Raw genomic sequence first — 24,083 nt, forward strand, 5'->3', positions numbered from 1 at the left:
CGAGGGCGGGCTTTGCGGCGGTCAGTCCTGATCGACCGTGGCTTCGCGCAATCCGGCGACCAGGCGGGTCAGCGTGCCGTGCAGGGCCTTGAGCTCGGCCCGTTCCAGCGGCATGGCGCAGCTGAGCCCTTCCTGCACGTCCTTCATCCTGGCCCGCAGCGCCTCACCCTTGGCTGTCGGCTCGACCAGCACCCGGCGCTCGTCGGCGCTGTCGCGCCGGCGCGTGACGAGGCCGCCGGCTTCCATGCGCTTGATCAGCGGCGTCAGCGTAGCCGAATCGAGACCAAGTGCCGCGCCGAGCTCGCCGATCGTGCTCGGCGAATGCTGCCACAGCGCCAGCATCGCCAGATATTGCGGATAGGTGAGGCCGAGCGGATCGAGCAGCGGCCGGTAGAGCTTGGTCATCAGCCCGCTTGCCGAATAGAGCGCGAAGCAAAGCTGCTGGTCGAGACGCGGCACGGGAAAAGCCCCGGCGTCCTGCGCCGGGGCTTGCCTGGTCATTGTTTCGGTCTTCGTCGTCATGCAGCCTTTGCCGAGAGCGCCACGTCGATATTGCCCCGGACGGCGTTGGAATAGGGGCAGATCTTGTGCGCTTCCGATACAAGCGCCTCGGCGCCCGCCTGATCAAGCCCCTTGATCTCGGCCGCCAGCGAAACGCCGAGCATGAAGCCGCCCTGGTCGTTCGGGTAGAGGCTCACCGTGGACGTGACCGAAGCGTCCTCAAGCGGCAGCTTCTGCTGGCGGGCGACGAAACGCACCGCGCTCTCGAAGCAGGCCGCGTAGCCGACGGCGAAGAGCTGCTCGGGATTGGTGGCGCCGCCCTTGCCGCCAAGTTCCTTCGGCATCGCCAAATCGACCTTGAGCAGGCCGTCGCTGGTCTCGCCGTGACCGCTGCGGCCGCCGCTGACGTGAGCCTGGGTGCTGTAAAGTGCCGACATCTTTTGTCTCCATTTAATTTGTACACGATTAATTAGTGTGCAAGATAATTGGCTGTCAATCCCGGCGGATCGGCTTTCCCGAGGCTCGCGATCACAGCTCAGTGAAAACAAAAAAGGCGGCCGAAGCCGCCTTTTCAGAAACCTGTCTTGCCAAATCTTATTCGGCCGAAGCAGCCTCGGCGGCGGCCTTCTTCTCGGCGGCTTCCTTGGCGGCCGTCTCGGCGGCCAGCGCTTGGGCGGCGGCGACCTTCTCGGCCTCGATGCGGGCGCGCTCGGCGGCCAGCGCATCACGCTCTTCGTCGTTCAGCTTGCGGGCGCGCACGCCGGTGTTTTCCGAAATACGGGCCGACTTGCCGCGACGGTCGCGCAGGTAATAGAGCTTGGCGCGGCGCACCTTGCCGCGGCGCACGATCTCGACGCCCTCGACCATCGGCGAGTAGACCGGGAAAACGCGCTCGACGCCTTCGCCGTAGGAAATCTTGCGAACGGTGAAATTCTCCTGGAAGCCCGAGCCGGCGCGGGCGATGACGACGCCCTCATAGGCCTGGACGCGGGTGCGGGTGCCTTCGGTGACGCGCACCTGAACGCGCACGGTGTCGCCCGGCTGGAATTCAGGCAGCTTGCGCTTGGCTTCGATCTTGGCTGCCTGTTCGGCCTCGAGCTGACGGATGAGATCCATCTCAAATATCCACTTCTTGTTCTTCCGACAGTCAGAGCGTCCTCAACTCGCCTTGCAGTTCCAATGACCGCTCGGCTATGCCCTTTGTCGAAACATTGGGCAGGGGCGACTACACCGCACTTGTTGACGGGTCCAGAAGATCGTTCTTCCGGTTCGGGCGGGCACATACAGCCATTTTGCCGCTTTGTCACGCCCAAATGCATGTCGCCCGGAACTGTGCGCGGTTCTGGCGCGACGACATGCATCAAAAAGGGGCCTTTGAGGCATATTTTTGCGGCTGATGGCCCCATGACATTGCCGCCGTGCCGGGTTGCGCGCGCCTCGCAAGCTTTCTAAGCGGAAAAAATGACTTTTTTCGATGCCGTCTTGCTGTTTCTCTCAGGTTTTGTCTCCGGCGCGGTCAATGCCGTCGCCGGCGGCGGCACCTTCGTCACCTTCGGCGCCATGACGCTGGTCGGCGTGCCGCCGATCGTCGCCAACGCCACCTCCTCGGTGACGCAGTTTCCCGGCTACATCACCTCGACGCTCGCCTACCGTGACGACATAAGGCATTTCTGGCGCCAGGCGCTGCTGCTTTGCGTCATCTCCGCCTTCGGCGCGCTGGCCGGCTCGCTCATCCTGCTTGCGCTTTCCAACCCGTCCTTCCGCGCGCTGGTGCCGTGGCTGCTGATCGCCGCGACCGCGCTGTTCGCCGCCGGTCCGTGGCTCAAGCCGATAGCCGGGCCGGAGCATCAGGCCTCGGTCGGCACGCTTGCCGGCACGCTGGCACAGTTCCTGACATCGGTCTATGGCGGTTTCTTCGGCGCTGGCATGGGCGTGATGATGCTGGCCACGCTCGGCCTGACCCAGGTCGGCGACTATCACAAGCTCAATGCATTGAAGAACATGCTGGCCGTGGTCATCGCGGCCATCGCCATCCTGGTCTTCGTTTCGGGCGGCGTCGTCGCCTGGCCGCAGGCGATCGTCATGATCCCCGGCGGCGCGCTCGGCGGCTATGCCGGTGTCTGGATCGCCAAGCGCGTGCCGCAGGGCGTGGTGCGCGGCTTCGTCGTCGCCGTCGGCCTGTTCCTCGCCTTTTACTATTTCACCAAGGGCTGATCCGCCGCCAACAGGTCCGGCCGCCGCTCCCTCGTCAGCTTCTCGGCCTCGGCGCGCCGCCACTCGGCGATCTTTTTATGATTGCCGGAGATCAGCACGTCGGGGATCGGCCTGCCCTCGAACTCCTGCGGCCGCGTATAGTGCGGGTGCTCGAGCAGGCCGTTCTCGAAACTCTCCTCCTCGCCCGAGACGGCATTGCCCATGACGCCGGGCAACAGCCGCACCACGGCGTCGAGCAGCACGAGCGCGGCCGGCTCGCCGCCCGACAGGATGAAATCGCCGATTGAGACTTCCTCGAGCCCCCGTGCTTCGATCAGCCGCTGGTCGACGCCTTCGAAGCGCCCGCACAGGATGACCGCGCCCGGTCCGGCGGCCAGCTCGCGCACGCGCGCCTGCGTCAGCGGTTTGCCGCGCGGACTCATCAGCAGGCGCGGGCGTGGATCGTCCGGCGGCGAAGCATGGTCGATCGCCCTGGCCAGTACGTCGGCGCGCATCACCATGCCGGCGCCGCCGCCGGCCGGCGTGTCGTCGACGGTGCGGTGCTTGTCGGTGGCGAAGTCGCGGATCTGGATCGCTTCCAGCGACCATGTGCCCGCCTCCAGCGCGCGGCCGGCAAGCGACAGGCCGAGCGCGCCCGGAAACATCTCTGGATAGAGCGTCAGCACCGAGGCGGCAAAGCTCAACGGTTGCCCCCGGCGTCCGTCGGTCCGCGCGGCCTGCCCTTCGGGTCGAAGCCGGAACGGCCCGGCGCCTCCCCATCTTCCTCGTCCTCGACAAGGCCGGCCGCCGTCGGATTGACCTCGACAAAACCGTCGGCGATCGAGACATGCGGCACCGCGGCCTGCGTGAACGGGATCAGTACGCCCTTGCGGCCGGCAAGGGTGACGTCGAGTATGTCGCCGCCGCCGAAATTATGCACGGCGACGACCTTGCCGATGACCCCTGTATCGTCCTGGACGTCGAGGCCGATGAGGTCGGCGTGATAGAACTCGTCCTCCTCGCCGTCGTCGGGCAGCACCGAGCGGTCGACGAACAGCTCCGTGCCCGCCAAAGCCTCGGCGGCGTTGCGGTCACCGACCCCCTTGAATCGCACGACCACCACGGTGCCCGCCGGCCTGATGTCGTTGATCTGGAAGGCGCGGCCATCCTTGGCATAAAGCGGGCCATAATCGGCCAGCGCCAGCGGGTCGCCGGTGAAGGTCTTCACCCGCAATTCGCCCTTGATGCCGTGGGCGGCGCCGATGACGGCCATCTGTACGGGGTTTTCGAGCTTCGACATCGGCGGTGCTTCCTTTGCCCTGCTCTAATCCCCTCAAGCCATCATTTCAATGACGGCCTCTTCACCGCTTCCTAACCCGCATGCCTGAAACTGCAGCCATGCAGGAATTCCTCATCCCGGCAAAAGCCGACCTCCAGGCGGCGCGCGAAACCTGGCTGAAGACGCTGGCGCATGAGCGCCGGCTCTCGCCCGAGACGGTCGAGGCCTATGAGCGCGACACCCGCCAGTTCCTGCATTTCTTGACCGGACATTGCGGCGGCCCGCCCGGCATTTCCGACATCGCCGACCTGCGCCCGGCGGATTTGCGCGGCTTTCTCGCCAAACGCCGCAATGAAGGCGCCAGCGCCCGCACGCTGGGGCGCGGCCTTGCCGGCATCCGCTCGCTGCTGCGCTTTCTCGAAAAACGCGGCTTGGTCAATGCCGCCGGTGCCGTCGCTCTGCGCGCCCCGCGCCAGCCGAAATCCCTGCCCAAGCCGCTGACGGCGAGCGACGCCAGGCAGGTCGTGGCGGTGGAGGGCCAACTCGCCGAGGAACCTTGGATCGCGGCGCGCAATGCCGCCGTGCTGACGCTGCTCTACGGCTCCGGCCTGCGCATCTCCGAGGCGCTCGGCCTGACCGGCGGCGACCTCGCCACGGAAGCCGACACCGTGCTGCGCGTCACCGGAAAGGGCGGCAAGACGCGGCTGGTGCCGGTGCTGCCGGTGGCCCGCAAGGCGGTTGTCGAATACCGCCGGCTCTGCCCTTTCCATATCGATCCCGACGGCCTGCTGTTCCGCGGAGCCCGTGGCGGCCCGCTCAATCCGGCGATCGTCCAGCGCGAAATGGCAAAGCTGCGTTCGGCGCTGAACCTGCCGGACACGGCGACGCCGCACGCGCTGCGGCATTCCTTCGCCACCCATCTGCTCGGCCGCGGCGGCGACCTTCGCACCATCCAGGAACTGCTCGGCCACGCCAGCCTGTCGACCACCCAGATCTATACCGCCGTCGACACCGCCAGGCTGCTCGATATCTACGAGAAGGCGCATCCAAGGGCGTGAGGAACCTCCGGTCTGCGCTGCGTCGCTGCGCTCCTTGCTCCGCCCGTGGATGACGACCTGATGGATGTTTCCGCTAACCACCAAGCACCCCATCCGACACCGCACCGCGAACAATTTCTCCCTGCCGATTAACCGTTTTGCCGCTTTTACCCGATAAGACGCTTCCCATGAAACGCGTCATCGCCATCGCCGACCGCGCGGCCCTGGTCTCGTTGAAGCTGCTTGCGGCGCTCAACCTGCTGTTTTTCCTGTCTTTCATCGTCGTTCTGCTGCTTGCCGGCCGGGCGCACGCCGAGACGCCCAATTGCGCCGGCTCCGATCTTTTGAGCGCGCTGGAAAAGAACAATCCCGCCGCCTTCAAGAAGGTCGAGACGGAAGCGGCGGCCGTTCCCAACGGCAAGGGGCTGCTGTGGAAGCTGGAGAAGGCGGGCGAAAAGCCGTCCTACCTGTTCGGCACCATGCACATGACCGATACGCGCGTCACCACGCTGCCGGCCGCCGCGCAAAAAGCTTATGACGGCGCCGGCACGGTTGTCATCGAAACCACCGATGCGATGGACAAGGCCAAGATGATGGCCGCCATGGCCAGCGAACCCGGCCTGATGATGTTCACCGACAACACCACGCTGTCGTCGTTGCTGTCGCCGGACGATGCGGCGGCGCTGGACAAGGGGCTCGACGCGCGCGGCATTCCGCCGGCGACGGTCGCCAAGATGAAGCCGTGGATCCTGTCGGCGATGATGGCGTTGCCGGCCTGCGAGGTGGCGCGCCAGAGCGCCGGCGAACCCGTGCTGGACGTCAAGCTCGCTTCGGAGGCAAAGGCCTCGGGCAAGGATGTCGAAGGGCTCGAGACCGCCCTCGATCAGTTGCGCGCCATGGCCTCGCTGCCGCTCGAATTCCACATGAAGAGCCTGGTCGAGACGATGAAGCTCGGCGACAAGGTGAACGACGTCAACGAGACGATGATCGTGCTCTACCAGCGTGGCGAGGTCGGCATGTTCTGGCCGCTGTTCAAGGCAGTGCTGCCGGACTCCTCGGACGACAAGGCCGGCTATGCCGCCTTCGAGGAGACGATGATCACCAGCCGCAACAAGGTGATGGCGGCGCATGCCGGGCCTATATTGGCCAAGGGCAACGTTTTCATGGCCGTCGGCGCCATGCATTTGCCCGGTCCGGAAGGACTGGTCGAGGATTTTCGCAAGGCAGGGTATACTGTTACCGTCGTCAACTGAGTCGCCTGGCGATTGGCGGGCCCGAAAACGCCGTTTTTCCAGCGCTTTCGGTCCGTTCGTGTGAAACCCATTGCGGGATCCGCGCGTTGATGGCTGTTATTTTGATGCTTTCATCCAAGGAGGACACGTTTCATGGCGAACCCTAACGACCCCTTCACCCCTTCGAGCACGCCTCCCTCTTCGGGTGGCGGCGGCAGCGGGTGGCTGATCGCCCTAGTTGTCATTATCCTGGCCATTGTTGCGTATTATGTCTTTGGCAGAAGCGGCGGCGAGCACGCCCCGGCCCCGGCTGAGCCGCCGGCCGCCAGCACCCCGGCTCCCGCGCCTGCAACGCCTGCTCCGGCTCCAGAGCCGGCACCAGCCCCTGCGCCCGCTCCGGCGCCAGCCCCGGCTCCTGCACCCGCGCCAGCCCCTGCTCCGGCACCTGCGCCTGCGCCAGCTCCGGCACCTGCGCCGGCTCAGTAATCAGGCTACGGCCTAAGAACGAACGGCCCGCCGAAAGGCGGGCCGTTTTGTTTTCAGGCTCGACCTTGCAGAGGCCTTTTCAGAAAGCCGCTCCGGTGAGTCAGCTGGCGTGGTTTTCGAGAACCGGAGCGGAGCGTACTTAAAGTACGTGAGCACCGGAAGCGCAGAAAGCCGCGCCAGATGGCCGCCGGAGTGGGTTTATAAAAGGCCTCTAAATATGAATCGACTTGAAGAACGTGGCTAGAGCCGCTTCCTTCACCGCCTCCGACATCGTCGGATGCGCATGGCAGGTCCGCGCCAGGTCTTCGGACGAGCCACCGAATTCCATCAGCACCGCCGCTTCGTGGATCATCTCGCCGGCGCCGAAGCCGACGATGTGGACGCCGAGCACGCGGTCGCTGGCCTTGTCGGCCAGGATCTTCACGAAACCGTCGGTATGCAGCATGGCCCGCGCCCGGCCATTGGCGCTGAACGGGAACTTGCCGACCTTGTAGTCGATGCCGGCCTTCTTCAGTTCCTCTTCCGTCTTGCCGACCGAGGCGATCTCCGGGCTGGTATAGACGACGCTCGGGATGACGTCATAATTCACATGGCCGGCCTGGCCGGCGATCGTCTCGGCAACCGCCACGCCCTCGTCCTCGGCCTTATGCGCCAGCATCGGCCCGGCGATCACGTCACCGATGGCATAGATGCCCGGCACATTGGTCCTCAGATGCCCGTCCGTCTTGACCCGGCCGCGCTCGTCCAATTCGACGCCGGCTTCCTTCAGGCCGAGGCTGTCGGCATAGGGCCGGCGGCCGGTGGCGACCAGCACGACGTCCGCCTCGATGGTCTCGGCGGCGCCGCCCTTGACCGGCTCGAACGTGACCGTCGCGCCCTTCTTGGCCTTGGCGACGCCGGTGACCTTGGCGCCGAGCTTGAACTCGAACCCCTGCTTCGACAGCAGCCGCTGGAACTGTTTCGACACCTCGCCATCCATGCCGCCGAGGATATTGTCGAGGAACTCGACGACCGTGACCTTGGCGCCGAGCCTCGCCCAGACCGAGCCGAGCTCCAGCCCGATGACGCCGCCGCCGACCACCACGAGGTTGGCGGGCACCTTGGCCAGCGACAGCGCGCCGGTGGAGGACACGATGACCTTCTCGTCGAAATCGACCTTGACGCCCGGAATGCCGGCTACGTCCGAGCCGGTGGCGATGACGATGTTCCTGGTCTCGATCTCCTCGACCTTGCCGTCCTCGCCGGTCACGGAGACCTTGCCGGCCCCGACCACCTTGCCCGTGCCGCGGAAGCTGTCGATCTTGTTCTTCTTGAACAGGAACGCGACGCCGTTGACGTTGGAGGCGACGGTCGTGTCCTTATGCGCCATCATCTTCTTCAGATTGAGCTTCGGCGCCGGTATCTCGACGCCGAGCGTATCGAAGGCATGGCCCGCTTCGGCGAACATCTCGGAGGCATAGAGCAGCGCCTTCGAGGGGATGCAGCCGATGTTGAGGCAAGTGCCGCCGAAAGTGGCGTTCTTCTCGACCACCGCCGTCTTCAAGCCGAGCTGCGCCGCCTTGATGGCGCAGACATAGCCGCCCGGTCCCGATCCGATGATTACGACGTCATAAGCCATGATGGTGTCCTTCTGGTCTGGCCTTCAACGGCCGCCGCTCACATTCAGGATCGAGCCTGTTATATAGGAGGCCGCATCCGACAGAAGATAGAGAACCGCGCTCGCGACTTCATCCGCCGTGCCCGCGCGTTTCATCGGCAGCGCGTCCTGCATCCGAGCCACCCGGTCGGGCTGGCCGCCCGAGGCATGGATCTCGGTTTCGGTGATCCCGGGGCTGACCGCGTTGACGCGGATGCCTTCGAGAACCACCTCGCGCGCCAGCCCGATGGTCATGCTGTCGATCGCACCCTTGGAAGCGGCATAGTCGACAAATTCGCCGGGCGAGCCGAGCCTGGCGGAAGCCGAGGACAGGTTGACGATAGCGCCGCCTCTGCCGCCATGCCGCGTCGACATGCGCTTCACCGCCTCGCGTGCGCAAAGGAAGGAGCCGACGACATTGATGCGCATCATGCGTTCCAGCCGCGCCACGCTCATCTCGTCGACCCGCGCCTTGACGTCGACGATGCCGGCATTGTTGACGAAGGCATCGATCCGGCCGAAGGCGCGGTCGACCGCTTCGAACATCGCAAGGACATCGGCCTCGCTACCGACATCGCCCTTCACCGCGACGGCATCGCCGCCGCCGGCCTTGAGCTCGGCGACCAGGGCCTCGGCAGCTGCCTGGTTGGAGACATAGTTGACCGCTACCCGGTAGCCGGCCCGGTTCGCCTGACGGCAGATGGCGGCACCGATGCCGCGGCTGCCGCCGGTGACCAGCAGCGTCTTCCTGTTCGCGCTCATTCCTGGCAGCCTTTCAGCACGAAGATATCCCATGGCACTTTCGAGAAGCCGGCGGGGCCATAGGCGGCCGACATTTCGAGCGACGGCCCGAGATCGGGCAAGATCAGGCTCTTCGGCGCATCGGCGCCTTCGGCCGGCAAGAGGCCGACGCTGCCCTTCTCATCGGCGCTGTAGATGACGCCTTCCCACACCGTGCAGGCGGCAAGCTCCTCGCCGGTGACGTCGCCGGTCGGGCATTTGTACATCAGCGAGCCATGCGGCCGCGCGGCGGAGCCCTCGGTCCACATGGCGATGCCGTCGAGCACGACATTGTTGTCGAGGAGCATGCGAAAAGAGTTGGTGATCGTCGCCGAGCTGCCGGCCGGCGTGAAGTCGATCTCGGCGCCGCTTTTCGCCTCGCCGTAGACGGCAAGCTGGATCGGGCAGGCGGCCTGGGCGGTCGCGGCTGTGAGAGCCAGCGACCCGGTCACAAATCCAATCGTGGGCAAGGCGAAATTCGTCATCACTTGGCCTGGTCGCTTTCGCGGCCGTCGGCGTTTTCGAGCACACCGAAATCGGTCATCAGGACCACCGGCTCACCCGCCGCGTCCAGCCCCCAGAAGGACGGATAGAAGCCATCGCCCCAGCCGCTCCAGAACATCGCGATATTGACCGGGTTGCCTGCCTCCGGACGGTGCATGACGAACCTGTCCTGGTTCGGCGCGAATTCGGCCGCCAGCACATCGTCATAATAGTTCTGGTCGGGCTTGAGCTTGTCCTGCGCTGCCGTCATCAGGGCCAGCGCCGCCTTGTCCATGAACGAGCCGAGGCCGGCATCGACGGGATAGCCGAAGATTTCGTCGCCGTTCAGCGTCGAAACGTCCTGTCCTGGCAGAAGGGCAAGCTCCCAGCGCACCGGCACGCCGGAACGGAAGCGGAGGAACGCCGCGGCGACGCGGCCCTGCGCCTCGAACAACGCGGCCGGATAATGCCCAGGCTTGACCTTGCGGGCCAGCGCCGGCCAGTCGTCGGTCGTGATCAGGGGGTCGCAGGCGATGATCTCGCCCGTCGGCAGTTCGAGCTCGCCGATCGGCGTGACGGCGATCTTGCGCTCCGCCAATTGCGCCTCGCTGAGCGCAAAGATGCCGAAATTGCTGCTCGCCGTCGCCGGGTCCCAGTCGGCGGCGATTGCCAGCGACGGGACGGCGGAGAGGCCAAGCAGGACGAGGCCGCGCCGGAAACTCCGCCGCATGCCGCGGCCGAGCTTGAACCCGAACCGTTCCTGCCAGCCACTCACGGCGACGCAGCTCCGATCACAGATCGAGCACCAGCCGCTCGGGGTCCTCCAGGCTTTCCTTGACGCGCACCAGGAAGGTCACCGCTTCCTTGCCGTCGACGATGCGGTGGTCGTAGGAGAGCGCCAGATACATCATCGGGCGGATGACGATCTGGCCGCCGACCACCACCGGCCGGTCCTGGATCTTGTGCATGCCGAGGATGCCCGACTGCGGCGCGTTGAGGATCGGCGTCGACATCAGCGACCCGTACACGCCGCCGTTGGAAATCGTGAACGTGCCGCCTTGCATATCCGCCACCGACAGCTTGCCGTCGCGCGCGGCGAGGCCCAGCCGGCCGATCTCCTTCTCGATCTCGGCGATGGACATCTGGTCGGCGTCGCGCACCACCGGCACCACCAGGCCCTTGTCCGTGCCGACGGCGACGCCGACATGGGCAAAGTTCTTGTAGATGATGTCGGTGCCGTCGATCTCGGCATTGACCGCCGGGATCTCCTTCAGCGCATGCGTCACCGCCTTGGTGAAGAAGCCCATGAAGCCGAGCTTCACGCCATGCTTCTTCTCGAACACGTCCTTGTATTTGGACCTGAGCGCCATCACCGCGCTCATATCCACCTCGTTGAAGGTGGTCAGCATGGCGGCGTTCGACTGCGCCTCCTTCAGGCGGCGCGCGATGGTCTGGCGCAGCTTGGTCATGCGCACGCGCTCCTCGCGCGGCGCATCGTCGGCCGAGGACGGCGCGCGGGCGACGACCGGGGCCGGAGCCGCCTTCGGCGTCTCGGCCGGCTGCGACGGCGCGCCCCTGGCGATGGCGTCGAGCACGTCGCCCTTGAGCACTTGGCCGCGCTTGCCCGAACCGGACAGCTGGTCGACGGCGAGATTGTTTTCGGCGATCAGCTTGGCCGCCGCCGGCGCAGGCGGCATGGTGCGCGGCTCGATGGCGCCACCGTCGCCGGCGACCTTGGCGGTCTCGGCCGCGGCCTGCTTGACGGTGGACGCGGCGTCCGGGCTGGAGGCCTGCGCCACCGCCTGCGGCTTGGTGGCCGGAGCGGCGGCCGCGCCGCCCGCCGAAATCGAGCCGAGCAGCGCCCCGACATTGACCGTCTCGCCTTCCTTGACGGCGATCTCGGCCAGCGTTCCGGCGCCCGCGGCAGGCACTTCCACCGTAACCTTGTCGGTTTCGAGCTCGACCAGGGGTTCGTCGGCGGCGATCGCGTCGCCGACCTTCTTGAACCACTTGCCGACGGTCGCCTCGGTGACGGATTCGCCGAGAGTGGGGACGCGGATTTCGGTAGCCATTGTGCCTGTCCGTTGTCTTCTTGAGGTCTGTTTCGTCAGGTCTGCTTATTCACCAAGCGCCCTATTCGCCGAGAGCGTCGTCGAGCAGCGCCGCCAGCTGGCTGAGATGCTTCGACATCAACCCTGTCGCCGGCGAGGCCGAGGCCGGCCGGCCGGTGTAGCGCACCCGCTGATGCTTGGCGTCGATATGCGCCAGCACCCATTCGAGATACGGATCGATGAACGACCAGGCGCCCATGTTCTTGGGCTCCTCCTGGCACCACACCATCTCGGCATTGCGGAAGCGCGACAGTTCGGTGATCAGCGCCTTGGCCGGGAACGGATAGAGCTGTTCGACGCGCAGCAGGTATATGTCGTTGATGCCGCGCTTCTCGCGCTCCTCGTAGAGGTCGTAATAGACCTTGCCCGAGCACAGCACGACGCGGCGGATCTTGGAGTCCTTCACCAGCTTGATCGGCTGGTTGGGGAGCAGCTGCGCATCGTCCCACAGCAGGCGGTGGAACGAGCTTTCGCCCGACATCTCCGGCAGCGTCGACACCGCGCGCTTATGGCGCAGCAGCGACTTCGGCGTCATCAGGATCAGCGGCTTGCGGAAGTCGCGCTTCAGCTGCCGGCGCAGGATATGGAAGTAGTTGGCCGGCGTGGTGACGTTGGCGACCTGCATGTTGTCTTCCGCGCAAAGCTGCAGGAAGCGCTCTAGTCTAGCCGACGAATGCTCCGGCCCCTGGCCCTCATAGCCATGCGGCAAGAGGCAGACGAGACCCGACATTCTGAGCCACTTGCGCTCGCCCGACGAGATGAACTGGTCGAACACCACTTGCGCGCCATTGGCGAAGTCGCCGAACTGCGCCTCCCAAAGCGTCAGCGCCTTGGGCTCGGCCAGGCTGTAGCCATATTCGAAGCCGAGCACCGCCTCTTCCGACAGCATCGAGTTGATGACCTCGTAGCCGGCCTGCGCGGCCGACAGATTGTTGAGCGGGATGTAGCGGTTCTCGTCGCGCTGGTCGTAAAGCACCGAATGGCGCTGCGAGAAGGTGCCGCGTTCCGAATCCTGGCCGGAAAGCCGGATCGGATTGCCGTCGAGCAGGATGGCGCCGAAGGCCAGCGCCTCGGCCGTCGACCAGTCGATGCCTTCGCCCGACTCGATCGCCTGGCGCCGGTTTTCGAGGAAACGCAGGATCGTCTTGTGCGCCTCAAAATCCTTAGGCACCTCGGCCAGCTTCTTGCCGATCTCCTTCAGCGTCCGCACCGGCACGGCGGTCTTGCCGCGCCGCTGTTCGTCCTGGTTGTCGGCGGAGCGCAGGCCCGACCATGCGCCGTCCAGCCAGTCGGCCTTGTTCGGCTTGTAGTGCTGGCCGACTTCCCATTCGGCTTCCAGATGCGCGCGCCAGTCGGCCCGCATCTTGTCGACCTCGGCCTGGGTGACGTGGCCTTCGGCGATCAGCCGGTCGGCATAGACCTGCACCACCGTCTTATGGGTGCGGATGTTGCGGTACATGATCGGCTGGGTGAAAGCGGGCTCGTCGCCCTCATTGTGGCCGAAGCGGCGGTAGCAGAACATGTCCACCACCACCGGCTTGTGGAACTTCATGCGGAACTCGGTCGCGACCTTGGCGGCATGCACCACCGCTTCCGGATCGTCGCCGTTGACGTGGAAGATCGGCGCTTCGATCATCTTGGCCACATCCGACGGATAGGGCGAGGAGCGCGAGAAACGCGGATTGGTGGTGAAGCCGATCTGGTTGTTGATGATGACGTGCAGCGTGCCGGCGACGCGGTGGCCGCGCAGGCCCGACAGGCCGAGGATCTCCGCGATGACGCCCTGGCCGGCAAAGGCGGCGTCGCCATGCAGCAACAGCGGCATCACCTTGGCGCGCTCCGACAGCGGCACGACCTCGCCGCGTTCGCGGCCGGCGAGCTGGTCCTGCTTGGCGCGCGCCTTGCCCATCACGACGGGGTCGACGATTTCCAGGTGCGAGGGGTTGGCCGTCAGCGACAGATGCACCTTGTTGCCGTCGAACTCGCGGTCCGACGAAGCGCCGAGGTGATACTTCACGTCGCCTGATCCCTCGACCTCGTCGGGAGCGGCCGAGCCGCCCTTGAATTCGTGGAAGATAGCGCGGTGCGGCTTCGCCATCACCTGGGAAAGCACGTTGAGGCGGCCGCGATGCGCCATGCCGAGCACGATTTCCTTGAGGCCGAGCTGGCCGCCGCGCTTGACGATCTGCTCCAGCGCCGGGATCAGCGATTCACTGCCGTCGAGGCCGAAGCGCTTGGTGCCCTTGTACTTGACGTCGATAAACTGCTCGAAGCCCTCGGCCTCGATCAGCTTCGACAGTATCGCCTTCTTGCCCGTGGCGGTGAAGGTGATCTCCTTGTCGGCGCCTTCGATGCGCGCCTGGATCCAGGCCTTCTCTTCGGGATCGGAGATGTGCATGAACTCGACGCCGAGCGTCGAGCAATAGGTGCGGGTCAGGATGTCCAGCATCTGCCGTACGGTGCCGAATTCCAGACCCAGCACATTGTCGAGGAAGATCGGCCGGTCGTAATCGGCTTCGGTGAAGCCGTAATTTTCCGGCGACAGCTCGTTGTAGTCCTCGAGCGGCTTGGCGATGCCGAGCGGATCGAGGTTGGCGTGCAGATGGCCGCGCATGCGATAGGCGCGGATCATCATGATGGCGCGCACGGAATCGCGTGTCGCCTGGTGCACGTCGGCGTCGGAAAGCACGGCTCCGTTGACGACCGCCTTCTCCTTCACCTTCTTTTCGATCGCCTTTTCGACCAGGCCCCAATTGCCGTCGAGCGCCGAGACCAGTTCGCCATTGGCCTGCAGCGGCCAGGAAGGCTTCGCCCAGGAGGCGCCCTTGGCGTTCTTGCGGACATCGCCCGCATCGTCCTTCAGCGCCGCGAAGAAATCCTGCCACTCCGGATCGACCGAGGCCGGATTGTCCTCATAGGCGGCATAGAGCGCGTCGATATAGTCGGCATTGCCGCCATAGAGAAATGAGGTGAGCGAGAATTGGTCGTTGGCCTGATCTTGTCTTGCCATTTTCGTCTGCGGAGCCTGGCTCCGTCTCCTTTTTAGGGAGTAGTGAGTGGTCAGTAGTGAGTAGAAAGATAAATCCCGCTCAGCTGCTACTCACCCGTTCGTCCCTTTTTCACTACTGACTACTGCCTACTCACTACTGCCTTAACCCTTGATCGCTTCGACCAGCGTCGTGCCCAGCCGCGCCGGCGACGGCGAGACCTTGATGCCGGCCGATTCCATAGCCGCGATCTTGTCTTCCGCGCCGCCCTTGCCGCCGGAGATCACCGCGCCCGCATGGCCCATGGTGCGGCCGGCCGGCGCGGTGCGCCCGGCGATGAAGCCCGCCATCGGTTTCTTGCGGCCGCGCTTGGCTTCGTCCTTGAGGAACTGCGCGGCGTCTTCCTCGGCCGAGCCGCCGATCTCGCCGATCATGATGATCGACTTGGTCTCGTCGTCGGCGAGGAACATCTCGAGCACATCGATGAACTCGGTGCCCTTGACCGGATCGCCGCCGATGCCCACAGCCGTGGTCTGGCCGAGGCCGACATTGGTGGTCTGGAAGACTGCCTCATAGGTAAGTGTTCCCGAGCGGGAAACAACGCCGACCGAGCCCTTGCGGAAGATGTTGCCGGGCATGATGCCGATCTTGCATTCGTCGGGCGTCAGCACGCCCGGGCAGTTCGGACCGATCAGCCGCGAGGTCGAGCGGTCGAGCCGCGCCTTGACCTTGACCATGTCCATCACCGGGATGCCCTCGGTGATGCAGACGATCAGCGGGATCTCTGCCTCGATCGCCTCGATGATGGCCTCGCCGGCGCCCGCCGGCGGCACATAGATGACCGAGGCGTTGGCGCCGGTCCTTGCCTTGCCCTCGGCCACGGTGGCGAAGATCGGCAGGGTCTCGCCCTTGGAACCGGTCCAGGTCTCGCCACCCTTCTTGGGATGGATGCCGCCTACCATCTTGGTGCCGTGATAGGCCAGCGCCTGCTCGGTGTGGAACGTGCCGGTCTTGCCGGTCAGACCCTGCACCAGCACCTTTGTATTCTTGTCGATGAGAATGGACATCGCGGCCCTTTTCTAAAACCCGTTGATCGTGGAAGGCGAAACGCGCCGGTAAAGCCCGCTCACCATGTCTTGCCAGCCATCGCTGCCGGCAGGCTTGAAGTGAAGTTTCATGCGGTAGGTATCAGTGCCGTCAAAACCATAGGTCACGCGAGCGGCGCCGCGCGGCGACGATCGTTCGAGCGTAAGCTCGCTGCCGTTCCAGGTGCCGGTGGCCGGTGACATCGGCACGAACCCCATCGAGTCGAACTGATGCATGGTGACGACTTTGTTCTGCTGGTCGAAGCCGAACACATTGTGCGCACCGAACGAGACCGTGCCGTCGCGGCGCTGGCGATAGCGCTGCGCCACGAACAGCCCGCCGAACTGCGCCTCAGCCTGAACTTCCGAAGTCGCCGTGCCGGCATCGGCCCATTGCGTCTCCGAGACTTGCTCCTCGCCGCGCCACGCGCCGACCAGCGCCTGCAGGCGCTGATGACCGTCCGAGAGGGAGGAAAAGGGCGACGCGTTCATGGCTCAATGCATGCGGAAAGGGTTGATGGCGATCACCGAACCATAGGTCTGCCCGTGGCTGAGATCTTCGGTGTACAGCTTTTTGACGCCAAGCCGCTCGGCGGCGGCGATGATTGCGCCGTCCCAGTAGGAAATCCGATACCGCTGTGCGTTCTCGATGCCGCGCATGACGACCGCGCTGTCCAAATCCTGGCAAGGCTTCATGGAGATCGCGGCGACCCATTCGGCCGCCTTGGTCGGCGCCAGCACGACATCGGCTCGTTTGGTCACGTTCACGTAAAACTCCTGCAGCACCTGCGCAGAGGTCGAGTAGTCTTCCTTGGCAATCAACTCCACGGCACGTTCATACTTGGCGCGTTCGGATTTGTGCCCGATGGCCGCATAAACGAGGACGTTTGTGTCGAGGAAACACTCAGCGATCATAGAGAGCTTCCCGGTTCCAAGTCTTGCTGCCCATATCTCCCGCCGCCTCGCGCGCAAGCCGCAGAAGCGCCTGCCGCGCCTCGTCCTTTGCCTGGCGCCTCGCTGCCACCTCGGCAAAAAACTCACGCACCATACCGTTGACCGTCGTCCGCTGTTCGGCGGCCGTGAGCTTGACCTGCTCCAGAATCGCTTCCTCGACGGCCAGGGTGATATTCTTCATGTCTCTTCTCCTGCAAAGTTCACACAGTATATGTGTAACTGTGTGACCATCGCAAGTTACAGCCGCTTCAGATCGGTGACGGTGTGATCGCTTTTGGCGTTGCCGGTGTTCAAGGTCGTCGCCGGCTCGAACATCAGCACCACCGGCTCCTTCGTCAGCGAGCGCGGCCGATGCTCGACGCCGCGCGGCACGACGATGAAATCGCCCTCGCCGAGCTCGACCGGCCCGTCGCGGAAATCGATGACGATCCTGCCGCGCAGCACGAGGAAAGCCTCGTCCTCATTGTCATGCGCATGCCAGTCGAAAACCTCGCCGAACTTGGCGACCTTGGCTTGGGCATTATTGACGTCGCCGGCGATATGCGGATCGAAGACCTTGGTGATCGTCCGATCCGCCGCCTCGACCAGGTTTATCTTGCGCGGAGGCATCCGCTTAGCCCTTCACCGCCTTGACGATCTTCTTTGCCGCGTCGTCCAGATCGTCGGCCGAGACGACATTCAAACCGCTGTCGTTGATGATCTTCTTGCCGAGCTCGGCATTGGTGCCTTCCAGGCGCACCACCAGCGGCACCTTCAGCCCCACTTCCTTGACCGCGGCGATCACGCCCTCGGCGATGACGTCGCATTTCATGATGCCGCCGAAGATGTTGATCAGGATGCCTTCGACCGCCGGATCCTTGGTGATGATCTTGAACGCCGCCGTGACCTTTTCCTTGGAGGCGCCGCCGCCGACGTCGAGGAAGTTAGCCGGCTCAGCACCGTAGAGCTTGATGATGTCCATCGTCGCCATGGCCAGCCCCGCGCCGTTGACCATGCAGCCGATATTGCCGTCGAGCGCGACATAGGCGAGGTCGTATTTCGACGCCTCGATCTCCTTCTCGTCCTCTTCGGTGGTGTCGCGCAGTTCCATCACGTCCGGGTGGCGGAACAGCGCGTTGTTGTCGAACGACACTTTCGCGTCGAGCACGCGCAGATGGCCGTCCTTCATGACGATCAGCGGATTGACCTCGAGCAGGCTCATGTCCTTCTCGACGAAAGCCTTGTAGAGGATCGGGAACAGCGTGCCGCCGTCCTTGGCGGCATCGCCGTCGAGCTTCAACGCGGCGTTGAGCGCCTTCACGTCATCCGCCGACACGCCCTTTTCCGGATCGATGGCGACGGTGACGATCTTTTCCGGCGTGTCATGCGCGACCGTCTCGATGTCCATGCCGCCCTCGGTCGAGACGACGAAAGCGATGCGGCCGACCGAGCGGTCGACAAGGATCGACAGATAGAGCTCGCGCTCAATGTCGGCGCCGTCCTCGATATAAAGGCGGTTGACCTGCTTGCCGGCGGGGCCCGTCTGCTTGGTCACCAGCGTGTGGCCGAGCATCTCGTTGGTGTTGGCGACCACTTCGGCCGCCGACTTCGCCAGCCGCACACCGCCCTTGGCGTCGGGGCCGAGTTCCTTGAACTTGCCCTTGCCGCGGCCGCCGGCATGGATCTGGCTCTTCACGACATAGAGCGGGCCGGGCAGCGCTTGTGCCGCGGCTGCCGCCTCGCTTGCCTTGAACACCGGAACGCCGCTTGCGACCGGCGCGCCGAACGTCTTCAGCAGCGCCTTGGCCTGATACTCATGGATGTTCATGCGCTTGGTCTCCGCGATTACTTGCCGGCGAGATGAGGGGCGATCTTGGTGCAGGCCTCGGTCAGGCCCTGAACGGCCGCCACCGAGGAATCGAACATCTTCTGCTCGGCCTTGGAGAGATCGATCTCGATGACGCGCTCGACGCCGCCGGCGCCGATCACCACCGGGACGCCGACATAGGTGCCCTTGACGCCATACTGGCCGGAGAGGTGCGCGGCGCAAGGCAGCACGCGCTTCTTGTCCTTGAGATAGGCTTCGGCCATTGAAATCGCCGAGGCCGCCGGCGCGTAATAGGCCGAGCCGGTCTTGAGCAGGCCGACGATCTCGGCGCCGCCATCGCGCGTGCGCTGCACGATCTGGTCGAGCTTCTCCTTCGAGGTCCAGCCCATCTTGACGAGGTCGGGCAGCGGAATGCCGGCGACCGTCGAATAGCGGATCATCGGAACCATCGAGTCGCCATGGCCGCCGAGCACGAAGGCGGTGACGTCCTCGACCGAAACCTTGAACTCTTCGGCCAGGAAGTAGCGGAAACGCGACGAGTCCAGCACGCCGGCCATGCCGACGACATGGCTGGTCGCCAGGCCGGAGAACTTCTGCAGCGCCCAGACCATGGCGTCGAGCGGGTTGGTGATGCAGATGACGAAAGCCTTCGGCGCGTACTTCTTCAGGCCGGCGCCGACCTGTTCCATCACCTTGAGGTTGATGCCGAGAAGGTCGTCGCGGCTCATGCCCGGCTTGCGCGGCACGCCGGCGGTGACGATGCACACATCCGCGCCCTCGATGCCGGCATAGTCGTTGACGCCGGTCAGCCTGGAGTCGAACCCGTCGACGGGGGAAGACTGCGCGATGTCGAGGCCCTTGCCCTGCGGAATACCCTCGGCGATATCGAACAGCACCACGTCGCCGAGATCCTTGAGGCCGATCATATGGGCGAGCGTGCCGCCGATCATGCCCGAGCCGATGAGCGCTATCTTGTTGCGTGCCATGTGAGGATGTTTTCCTTTGTCTGTGACGAGGTCGTGACGGGGCCGGGAGGCCGAAAGGATGCGGGAAACCGCGAGATTTAGCCGCACCGAATAACTCCGGCCCGGGAGAAATTCAAACGATTATTTTCGGCCTAACGTTTTCAATCGGTTAGATGAATCGGGAATTACGTAAACGTCAAAGTTTGTGAGCCGACTGAGGAGAATTTACACAATGAGCGTCGAAATCAGAAGGCTTCATCCCGGCGATGACGCCCTTGTGATGCGCGTGGCCGACGATGTGTTCGACGAGCCGGTGCGGCCCGACCGCCTCGCCGCCTATCTCGCCGCGCCCGGCCATTTCATGATCGTGGCTATAGTTGACCAAACCGTGGTCGGCCAATGCGCCGCCGTCGTGCACCGCCACCCGGACAAGGTGAGCGAGCTCTATATCGACGAGATCGGCGTCGCGCCGCCCTTCCAGCGGCAAGGCATCGCCCGCAAAATGCTCGACGCCATGTTCGAGATCGGCCGCGCGGAGGGCTGCGAGGAGGCCTGGGTGGGGACGGAGCCGGACAACGGACCGGCACGGGCGCTCTACGAAGCCCGGAAGGAGCCACATGGGAAGGCGGAGGATTTCGTGATGTATGTGTACCGGCTTCGAGATTAGCCGAGGCCACCCCGCTTCGTCATTCCAGGGCGGAGCAGGGAGCGAAGCGACGCGCGCAGACCTGGAATGACGAAGGTCAGGACAGGTCCCCTTCTACCCCTGCGCCTGCCTTGCCTCCGCGGGCTGCGCTTCCTCGCGCCGCGCCGCCCAATCGTCCAGCCAGTCGCGGCTCTGCATCTCGACCAGCCGCGATGCGGTGCGCTCGAACTCGAACACTTCCGTGCCGCGCCTGGCGGTGTAGAGCCGTTCGGGCGGCGCCGCGGCGCTCATCACCAGCCGCATATGGTGGTCGTAGAGCGTGTCGATCAACAGGATGAAGCGCTTGGCCTCGTTGCGCTTGCCTTCGCCAAGCACGGGCACATGGTCGATGAACACGGTCGAGAAACGGCCGGCGATCGCCAGATAGTCGCGCGCGCCGAGCGGCTTTTCGCAAAGGTCGGCAAAGGAAAAGCGCGCGGCATCGCCTACGGCGCGCGGCACGACGAGCTGGCGGCCTTTCAGCGTCAGCGTCACCTCGGCGGCCGGCTGGCCCTGGGTTATCGCTTGCCAGGCGTCGTTCAGCGCGCGCTCGGCCGCGGCGTCGTCCGGCGTGACATAGACCGGCTGGCGGTTGAGCTTTTCCTGCCGGTAGTCCTTCTCGGCATCCAGCGTCATCACATGGGCATTGCGCTCGAGCAACGAGATGAACGGCAGGAAGAGCTGGCGGTTCAGCCCGTCGCGATAAAGGTTCTCCGGCGCCACGTTGGAGGTGGCGACCAGCACCACGCCATTGGCGAACAGCGCTGAGAACAGCCGCGACAGGATCATCGCGTCGGCGATGTCGGTGACGGAGAATTCGTCGAAGCACAGCACCCAGGCTTCATCGGCGAGCGCCCGGGCCACCGGCGGGATCGGGTCGTCTTCCTTGACCGTGCCTTCCTTGCGCGCCTGCCGGTGTCTTTGGATGCGATCCTGCACATCGGCCATGAAGTCGTTGAAATGCACGCGGCGCTTGCGCCGGACCGGCAGCAGCTCGAAGAAAATGTCCATCAGCATGGTCTTGCCGCGACCGACGCCGCCATGGATGTAGAGGCCCTTGACCGGCTCGCGCGGCTGCCGCTTGGCCGCGAACAGCCAGCCCAGCGCGCTCGATTTGTGCGCCAGCCTTTTTGCCGAGATCTCTTCGGTCAGCCGGTCGAGGGCGGCGACGATGCGCTCCTGCGCCGGATCGCGCTCGACCGCGCCGCTCTGGACGAGATGATCGTAACGCTGCCTGACGGTCGCATGGGTCTGGATACCGTCGCGCAGATGCATGGTTCACGTCATTTACTTTGAGCAGAATGCTCTGAGGGGGCGCCAGGGTATGTTGAGATTCAGGTCAGGCCAAGCCGAGAAGGGTGGGTTCCGAGAACCGGAGCGGAGCGTACTTGAAGTACGTGAGCACTCGAAGCGCAGGAAGCCGGCATTCGCAGGCCGGCCTCACCTGAATATCAGCATACCCTACCTTGTAAGCGAGATCGGCTGCCCGCTGGAAGTCTGGCCGTCGAACTTTTCGCCGCCCGACGAATAGAGCCTGGCCAGCGTGCCGCCGTTTTCGTCGTAGAGCGTCAGCTGCTTGCCAGCGACGTTCCACGACTTGATGCCGTCGATCGGCGCCGGGCAGTGCAGCGGACCGGCGCGGTAGCCGGCGCCGAACTTGGTCTGCGGCGTCGCCACCTTGCAGCTCTGCCCGGAGACATTGACGTTCCACACGCCGGCGACGCTGGCCGCGGTGAGGTCGGTGGCGCCGGCGGGCGGCGCGCCGTCCGGCGGCAGCGAGGCGACCTGGGTGTTCTTCGGCGCGGTCGGGAATTGCGACGGATCATTGGCGCCGGGAGCTGCCGGCGGCGGCAGCTGATTCTGCGTCACCGTGCCCGAGGGCGCCGGCGTCAACGGCGCGGGCTGCTGATCGTCCATCGACGAGAAGCGGGAGGTCGAGCAGCCGCTCGCAACCAGCACGGCCAGCGATACGGCCACGAGGCCACTCTTCGAAAAGAGGCCACTCTTCGAAAAGAGGTGAGGCCGCGAAAAGGGGCGGGTCATCGAAAAATCCATCAAAACCTCCGTCGGATCCGGCCGGGGGGAGCCATCCGCGTAATCTCTGCTCCACCAAGATGGCGAAGGTGGCAGAATTTCAACCCGATATGGTTAAAATAGGGTTTTCGAGCCAGCTGTTGCAAAATTATCGCAGCAGGCGGACGGCGCTGGAGCGACGCTGGAGGCGGCCGCTCAAGCTGCTGAAATACCGATGTTAAATCCGGGTACTCGGCACGAATACATAGCCGTCGGGGCCGACGATGTAGCATTCGCGCAGGCCATGCGGCTTGTCGATCGAGCCGGCCAGCACGATGTGGCCGAGCGCCGCCGCCTTTTTCTCGGTCGCATCGGGATCGGCGCCGTAAAGGCGCAGCTCGATCCCGGCCCCGCGCGTCTCGGCGCCTGCGGTGACGCCCGTCATCGGATTGTCGAGATAGGAATGGTCGGCATGCAGCATGAAGATCGTGCCCAGCAGCTCGATCGCGGCGAAGTCCTCGTCGGCGTAGATGATCCGCGCGCCGAGCACGTCGCGGCAGAAGGCCTCCATCGCCGCCATGTCGGTGACCAGAAGGTTGACGCCGACCCCAAGCGGCAGCGAACGGCCGAAATCCTCGGCCTTCATCCACGGTGTCTTGGTTCGCTTCAACGCCATGGCGGTCGTCCCCCTTCCAACGATCCTAGAGGAAGCGGGCTTCGCCCGTTGGCATTCGCCAGCAAAATGCTTGCGCCAGGCAGGCGCTTCCTTATCTCAGGAAGGACCGAGCCGGCGGGAGAGAGAATGGCTGCGACAAAAAGAACCGCCAATCGTTATTACAGCGGCCCGCCCAGCGATCATTTCGATGGCGCCTTGTTCTTCAATCCCGGCGGCAAGCCGCCCGGGCGCTTCAGCGATCTCCTCCGATGGCAGTTCAGCGGCGGGCGGGCGAAATGGCCGGCCGCCTTTCCGAGTCCCCATCCGCCGGCAAAACCGGAAGACCGGGTAGACGGCAGCACGCTTCGACTCACCATGGTCGGCCATGCCTCGCTGCTCATCCAGACCGCCGGGCTGAACATCCTCACCGATCCGGTCTGGTCGGAGCGTGCCTCGCCTTTCACCTTCGCCGGTCCGAGAAGGGTCAATGCCCCAGGCATTGCCTTTGCCGACCTGCCGCCGATCGATCTGGTTCTGGTCAGCCACAATCACTACGACCATCTCGACCTCGCCACGCTGAAGCGGCTGAAGGAGAGACACGACCCGCTGGTCGTCGCGCCGCTCGGCAACGACGCCATCATCGGCCGTGCGGCGCCCGGCATGCGGCTCGCCATGCATGATTGGGGCGACAGGCTCGGCGTCGGCGCGGCCGCCATCCATGTCGAGCCCGCGCATCACTGGTCGGCGCGCGGCGGACGCGACCGCCGCATGGCGCTGTGGGCGGGCTTCGTCATCGAGACGGCCCCCGGCAACGTCTATTTCGCCGGCGACACCGGCTTCCATGACGGCATCAACTACCGGCTGATGGCTGAAAAGCATGGCGGCTTCCGCCTCGCCATCCTGCCGATCGGCGCCTATGAACCACGCTGGTTCATGGCGCCGCAGCACCAGAACCCGGAGGAAGCCGTTCAGGGCATGAAGCTGTGCAATGCGGCTCACGCCGCCGGCTGCCATTGGGGCACATTCCATCTCACCGACGAACCGGTCGAGGAGCCGGCGCAAAAGCTGGCCGAGGCGCTGCAGGCGCAAGGCCTGCCGCCGGAGCGTTTCCGCGCGCTGAGACCGGGAGAAGTATGGGACGTGCCCGACATCATCGTGTAGCAATGCCTTGTCGGGTTTGCGGGCGGCTTTTTC

Annotated in this window: 26 protein-coding genes; 5 read left to right on the forward strand and 21 right to left on the reverse strand. The window is 64.8% G+C overall.

Going from position 1 to position 24,083, the window contains the following annotated elements; all coding sequences use genetic code 11:
- Positions 1-21: 21 nt before the first annotated feature.
- The 3 genes from LB572_RS22155 to rplS form a co-directional block, all read right to left on the reverse strand.
- Positions 22-522 carry a MarR family winged helix-turn-helix transcriptional regulator gene (locus LB572_RS22155; protein WP_412033581.1) on the reverse strand — a complete coding sequence of 167 codons (501 nt, stop codon included), beginning with the start codon at positions 520-522 and terminating at the stop codon, positions 22-24.
- Positions 519-938 (reverse strand): organic hydroperoxide resistance protein, encoded by a 420-nt coding sequence (locus LB572_RS22160; RefSeq protein WP_224669203.1) that lies wholly within the window; start codon positions 936-938, stop codon positions 519-521. The genes LB572_RS22155 and LB572_RS22160 overlap by 4 nt, the downstream gene beginning before the upstream one ends.
- 157 nt (positions 939-1,095) lie before the next feature.
- Entirely contained in the window at positions 1,096-1,617 is a 522-nt protein-coding gene (gene rplS / locus LB572_RS22165) for a 50S ribosomal protein L19 (protein ID WP_140810401.1), read from the reverse strand.
- A gap of 345 nt (positions 1,618-1,962) precedes the next feature.
- Here rplS and LB572_RS22170 point away from each other — a divergent pair, with 345 nt between their 5' ends.
- Positions 1,963-2,715, forward strand: coding sequence for a sulfite exporter TauE/SafE family protein (locus LB572_RS22170; protein ID WP_224669204.1), 753 nt, complete (start codon positions 1,963-1,965; stop codon positions 2,713-2,715).
- Here LB572_RS22170 and trmD read toward each other — a convergent pair.
- Together trmD and rimM are read right to left on the reverse strand one after the other, a co-directional pair.
- Entirely contained in the window at positions 2,697-3,398 is a 702-nt protein-coding gene (gene trmD, locus LB572_RS22175; RefSeq protein WP_224669205.1) for a tRNA (guanosine(37)-N1)-methyltransferase TrmD, read from the reverse strand. The genes LB572_RS22170 and trmD overlap by 19 nt on opposite strands.
- The gene (gene rimM / locus LB572_RS22180; protein ID WP_224669206.1) at positions 3,395-3,994 is read right to left on the reverse strand and encodes a ribosome maturation factor RimM; all 600 of its coding nucleotides are present in this window, start codon (positions 3,992-3,994) and stop codon (positions 3,395-3,397) included. The genes trmD and rimM overlap by 4 nt, the downstream gene beginning before the upstream one ends.
- Before the next feature lie 98 nt (positions 3,995-4,092).
- On the opposite strand from rimM, the gene LB572_RS22185 reads away from it, so the two are divergent.
- Together LB572_RS22185 and LB572_RS22190 are read left to right on the forward strand one after the other, a co-directional pair.
- Positions 4,093-5,031 (forward strand): tyrosine recombinase XerC, encoded by a 939-nt coding sequence (locus tag LB572_RS22185; RefSeq protein WP_224669207.1) that lies wholly within the window; start codon positions 4,093-4,095, stop codon positions 5,029-5,031.
- 167 nt (positions 5,032-5,198) lie between these two features.
- Positions 5,199-6,263: a TraB/GumN family protein gene (locus LB572_RS22190; protein WP_224669208.1), complete on the forward strand. Its 1,065-nt coding sequence runs from the start codon at positions 5,199-5,201 to the stop codon at positions 6,261-6,263.
- A gap of 676 nt (positions 6,264-6,939) precedes the next feature.
- Here the strand turns inward: LB572_RS22190 and lpdA are convergent.
- The 13 genes from lpdA to mdh form a co-directional block, all read right to left on the reverse strand.
- Positions 6,940-8,346: a dihydrolipoyl dehydrogenase gene (gene lpdA / locus LB572_RS22195; protein ID WP_224669209.1), complete on the reverse strand. Its 1,407-nt coding sequence runs from the start codon at positions 8,344-8,346 to the stop codon at positions 6,940-6,942.
- 24 nt (positions 8,347-8,370) lie between these two features.
- The gene (locus LB572_RS22200) at positions 8,371-9,126 is read right to left on the reverse strand and encodes an SDR family oxidoreductase (protein WP_224669210.1); all 756 of its coding nucleotides are present in this window, start codon (positions 9,124-9,126) and stop codon (positions 8,371-8,373) included.
- Positions 9,123-9,629: a hypothetical protein gene (locus tag LB572_RS22205; protein ID WP_224669211.1), complete on the reverse strand. Its 507-nt coding sequence runs from the start codon at positions 9,627-9,629 to the stop codon at positions 9,123-9,125. Before LB572_RS22205 ends, LB572_RS22200 begins: the two co-directional genes overlap by 4 nt.
- The gene (locus LB572_RS22210) at positions 9,629-10,357 is read right to left on the reverse strand and encodes a DUF4241 domain-containing protein (RefSeq protein ID WP_140808147.1); all 729 of its coding nucleotides are present in this window, start codon (positions 10,355-10,357) and stop codon (positions 9,629-9,631) included. The genes LB572_RS22205 and LB572_RS22210 overlap by 1 nt, the downstream gene beginning before the upstream one ends.
- Before the next feature lie 61 nt (positions 10,358-10,418).
- Positions 10,419-11,699 carry a 2-oxoglutarate dehydrogenase complex dihydrolipoyllysine-residue succinyltransferase gene (odhB, locus tag LB572_RS22215; protein ID WP_140808116.1) on the reverse strand — a complete coding sequence of 427 codons (1,281 nt, stop codon included), beginning with the start codon at positions 11,697-11,699 and terminating at the stop codon, positions 10,419-10,421.
- A 61-nt stretch (positions 11,700-11,760) separates the two neighbouring features.
- Entirely contained in the window at positions 11,761-14,748 is a 2,988-nt protein-coding gene (locus LB572_RS22220; RefSeq protein WP_140808118.1) for a 2-oxoglutarate dehydrogenase E1 component, read from the reverse strand.
- A 141-nt stretch (positions 14,749-14,889) separates the two neighbouring features.
- A complete protein-coding gene (sucD, locus tag LB572_RS22225) occupies positions 14,890-15,792 on the reverse strand; it encodes a succinate--CoA ligase subunit alpha (RefSeq protein WP_224669212.1) in 903 nt (300 codons plus the stop codon).
- A 12-nt stretch (positions 15,793-15,804) separates the two neighbouring features.
- Positions 15,805-16,302: a DUF1579 family protein gene (locus tag LB572_RS22230; RefSeq protein ID WP_224669213.1), complete on the reverse strand. Its 498-nt coding sequence runs from the start codon at positions 16,300-16,302 to the stop codon at positions 15,805-15,807.
- 3 nt (positions 16,303-16,305) lie between these two features.
- A complete protein-coding gene (locus LB572_RS22235) occupies positions 16,306-16,725 on the reverse strand; it encodes a PIN domain-containing protein (protein ID WP_140808124.1) in 420 nt (139 codons plus the stop codon).
- Positions 16,715-16,945 (reverse strand): hypothetical protein, encoded by a 231-nt coding sequence (locus LB572_RS22240; RefSeq protein ID WP_140808126.1) that lies wholly within the window; start codon positions 16,943-16,945, stop codon positions 16,715-16,717. The genes LB572_RS22235 and LB572_RS22240 overlap by 11 nt, the downstream gene beginning before the upstream one ends.
- A 56-nt stretch (positions 16,946-17,001) precedes the next feature.
- Positions 17,002-17,373 (reverse strand): cupin domain-containing protein, encoded by a 372-nt coding sequence (locus LB572_RS22245; protein WP_224669214.1) that lies wholly within the window; start codon positions 17,371-17,373, stop codon positions 17,002-17,004.
- 4 nt (positions 17,374-17,377) lie between these two features.
- Entirely contained in the window at positions 17,378-18,571 is a 1,194-nt protein-coding gene (gene sucC, locus LB572_RS22250) for an ADP-forming succinate--CoA ligase subunit beta (protein ID WP_224669215.1), read from the reverse strand.
- A 17-nt stretch (positions 18,572-18,588) separates the two neighbouring features.
- Complete coding sequence (gene mdh / locus LB572_RS22255) at positions 18,589-19,557, reverse strand: malate dehydrogenase (RefSeq protein WP_224669216.1); 969 nt, start codon at positions 19,555-19,557, stop codon at positions 18,589-18,591.
- Between the two features lie 211 nt (positions 19,558-19,768).
- Here mdh and LB572_RS22260 point away from each other — a divergent pair, with 211 nt between their 5' ends.
- Positions 19,769-20,203, forward strand: a complete 435-nt coding sequence (locus LB572_RS22260; protein WP_224669217.1) for a GNAT family N-acetyltransferase — start codon at positions 19,769-19,771, stop codon at positions 20,201-20,203.
- 93 nt (positions 20,204-20,296) lie between these two features.
- Here LB572_RS22260 and zapE read toward each other — a convergent pair whose 3' ends face one another.
- From zapE to LB572_RS22275, 3 genes are all read right to left on the reverse strand, one after another.
- Positions 20,297-21,496 carry a cell division protein ZapE gene (gene zapE / locus LB572_RS22265; protein ID WP_224669218.1) on the reverse strand — a complete coding sequence of 400 codons (1,200 nt, stop codon included), beginning with the start codon at positions 21,494-21,496 and terminating at the stop codon, positions 20,297-20,299.
- 186 nt (positions 21,497-21,682) lie between these two features.
- Positions 21,683-22,264 carry a protease inhibitor Inh/omp19 family protein gene (locus LB572_RS22270; RefSeq protein ID WP_224669219.1) on the reverse strand — a complete coding sequence of 194 codons (582 nt, stop codon included), beginning with the start codon at positions 22,262-22,264 and terminating at the stop codon, positions 21,683-21,685.
- Positions 22,265-22,472: 208 nt separating this feature from the next.
- Positions 22,473-22,910 (reverse strand): VOC family protein, encoded by a 438-nt coding sequence (locus tag LB572_RS22275; RefSeq protein ID WP_224669220.1) that lies wholly within the window; start codon positions 22,908-22,910, stop codon positions 22,473-22,475.
- Positions 22,911-23,036: 126 nt separating this feature from the next.
- Between LB572_RS22275 and LB572_RS22280 the strand changes: the two genes are divergently transcribed.
- Positions 23,037-24,050: an MBL fold metallo-hydrolase gene (locus LB572_RS22280; RefSeq protein WP_224669221.1), complete on the forward strand. Its 1,014-nt coding sequence runs from the start codon at positions 23,037-23,039 to the stop codon at positions 24,048-24,050.
- Positions 24,051-24,083 lie beyond the last annotated feature (33 nt).

The sequence above is a fragment of the Mesorhizobium sp. BH1-1-5 genome (genome assembly GCF_020165615.1).
Classification (GTDB): Bacteria; Pseudomonadota; Alphaproteobacteria; order Rhizobiales; family Rhizobiaceae; genus Mesorhizobium.

Excerpts from the sequence above, each read along its gene's own strand:
- LB572_RS22155 (WP_412033581.1), bottom strand. The coding sequence starts at position 522 with ATGACGACGAAGACCGAAACAATGACCAGGCAAGCCCCGGCGCAGGAC.
- lpdA (WP_224669209.1), bottom strand. The coding sequence starts at position 8,346 with ATGGCTTATGACGTCGTAATCATCGGATCGGGACCGGGCGGCTATGTC.
- zapE (WP_224669218.1), bottom strand. The coding sequence starts at position 21,496 with ATGCATCTGCGCGACGGTATCCAGACCCATGCGACCGTCAGGCAGCGT.
- LB572_RS22230 (WP_224669213.1), bottom strand. The coding sequence starts at position 16,302 with ATGAACGCGTCGCCCTTTTCCTCCCTCTCGGACGGTCATCAGCGCCTG.
- LB572_RS22220 (WP_140808118.1), bottom strand. The coding sequence starts at position 14,748 with ATGGCAAGACAAGATCAGGCCAACGACCAATTCTCGCTCACCTCATTT.
- LB572_RS22240 (WP_140808126.1), bottom strand. The coding sequence starts at position 16,945 with ATGAAGAATATCACCCTGGCCGTCGAGGAAGCGATTCTGGAGCAGGTC.
- mdh (WP_224669216.1), bottom strand. The coding sequence starts at position 19,557 with ATGGCACGCAACAAGATAGCGCTCATCGGCTCGGGCATGATCGGCGGC.
- LB572_RS22210 (WP_140808147.1), bottom strand. The coding sequence starts at position 10,357 with ATGCGGCGGAGTTTCCGGCGCGGCCTCGTCCTGCTTGGCCTCTCCGCC.
- LB572_RS22275 (WP_224669220.1), bottom strand. The coding sequence starts at position 22,910 with ATGGCGTTGAAGCGAACCAAGACACCGTGGATGAAGGCCGAGGATTTC.
- LB572_RS22245 (WP_224669214.1), bottom strand. The coding sequence starts at position 17,373 with ATGCCTCCGCGCAAGATAAACCTGGTCGAGGCGGCGGATCGGACGATC.
- LB572_RS22235 (WP_140808124.1), bottom strand. The coding sequence starts at position 16,725 with ATGATCGCTGAGTGTTTCCTCGACACAAACGTCCTCGTTTATGCGGCC.
- sucD (WP_224669212.1), bottom strand. The coding sequence starts at position 15,792 with ATGTCCATTCTCATCGACAAGAATACAAAGGTGCTGGTGCAGGGTCTG.
- LB572_RS22280 (WP_224669221.1), top strand. The coding sequence starts at position 23,037 with ATGGCTGCGACAAAAAGAACCGCCAATCGTTATTACAGCGGCCCGCCC.
- LB572_RS22260 (WP_224669217.1), top strand. The coding sequence starts at position 19,769 with ATGAGCGTCGAAATCAGAAGGCTTCATCCCGGCGATGACGCCCTTGTG.
- LB572_RS22160 (WP_224669203.1), bottom strand. The coding sequence starts at position 938 with ATGTCGGCACTTTACAGCACCCAGGCTCACGTCAGCGGCGGCCGCAGC.
- LB572_RS22190 (WP_224669208.1), top strand. The coding sequence starts at position 5,199 with ATGAAACGCGTCATCGCCATCGCCGACCGCGCGGCCCTGGTCTCGTTG.
- LB572_RS22270 (WP_224669219.1), bottom strand. The coding sequence starts at position 22,264 with ATGACCCGCCCCTTTTCGCGGCCTCACCTCTTTTCGAAGAGTGGCCTC.
- LB572_RS22200 (WP_224669210.1), bottom strand. The coding sequence starts at position 9,126 with ATGAGCGCGAACAGGAAGACGCTGCTGGTCACCGGCGGCAGCCGCGGC.
- odhB (WP_140808116.1), bottom strand. The coding sequence starts at position 11,699 with ATGGCTACCGAAATCCGCGTCCCCACTCTCGGCGAATCCGTCACCGAG.
- rplS (WP_140810401.1), bottom strand. The coding sequence starts at position 1,617 with ATGGATCTCATCCGTCAGCTCGAGGCCGAACAGGCAGCCAAGATCGAA.
- sucC (WP_224669215.1), bottom strand. The coding sequence starts at position 18,571 with ATGAACATCCATGAGTATCAGGCCAAGGCGCTGCTGAAGACGTTCGGC.
- rimM (WP_224669206.1), bottom strand. The coding sequence starts at position 3,994 with ATGTCGAAGCTCGAAAACCCCGTACAGATGGCCGTCATCGGCGCCGCC.
- LB572_RS22170 (WP_224669204.1), top strand. The coding sequence starts at position 1,963 with ATGACTTTTTTCGATGCCGTCTTGCTGTTTCTCTCAGGTTTTGTCTCC.
- LB572_RS22185 (WP_224669207.1), top strand. The coding sequence starts at position 4,093 with ATGCAGGAATTCCTCATCCCGGCAAAAGCCGACCTCCAGGCGGCGCGC.
- LB572_RS22205 (WP_224669211.1), bottom strand. The coding sequence starts at position 9,629 with ATGACGAATTTCGCCTTGCCCACGATTGGATTTGTGACCGGGTCGCTG.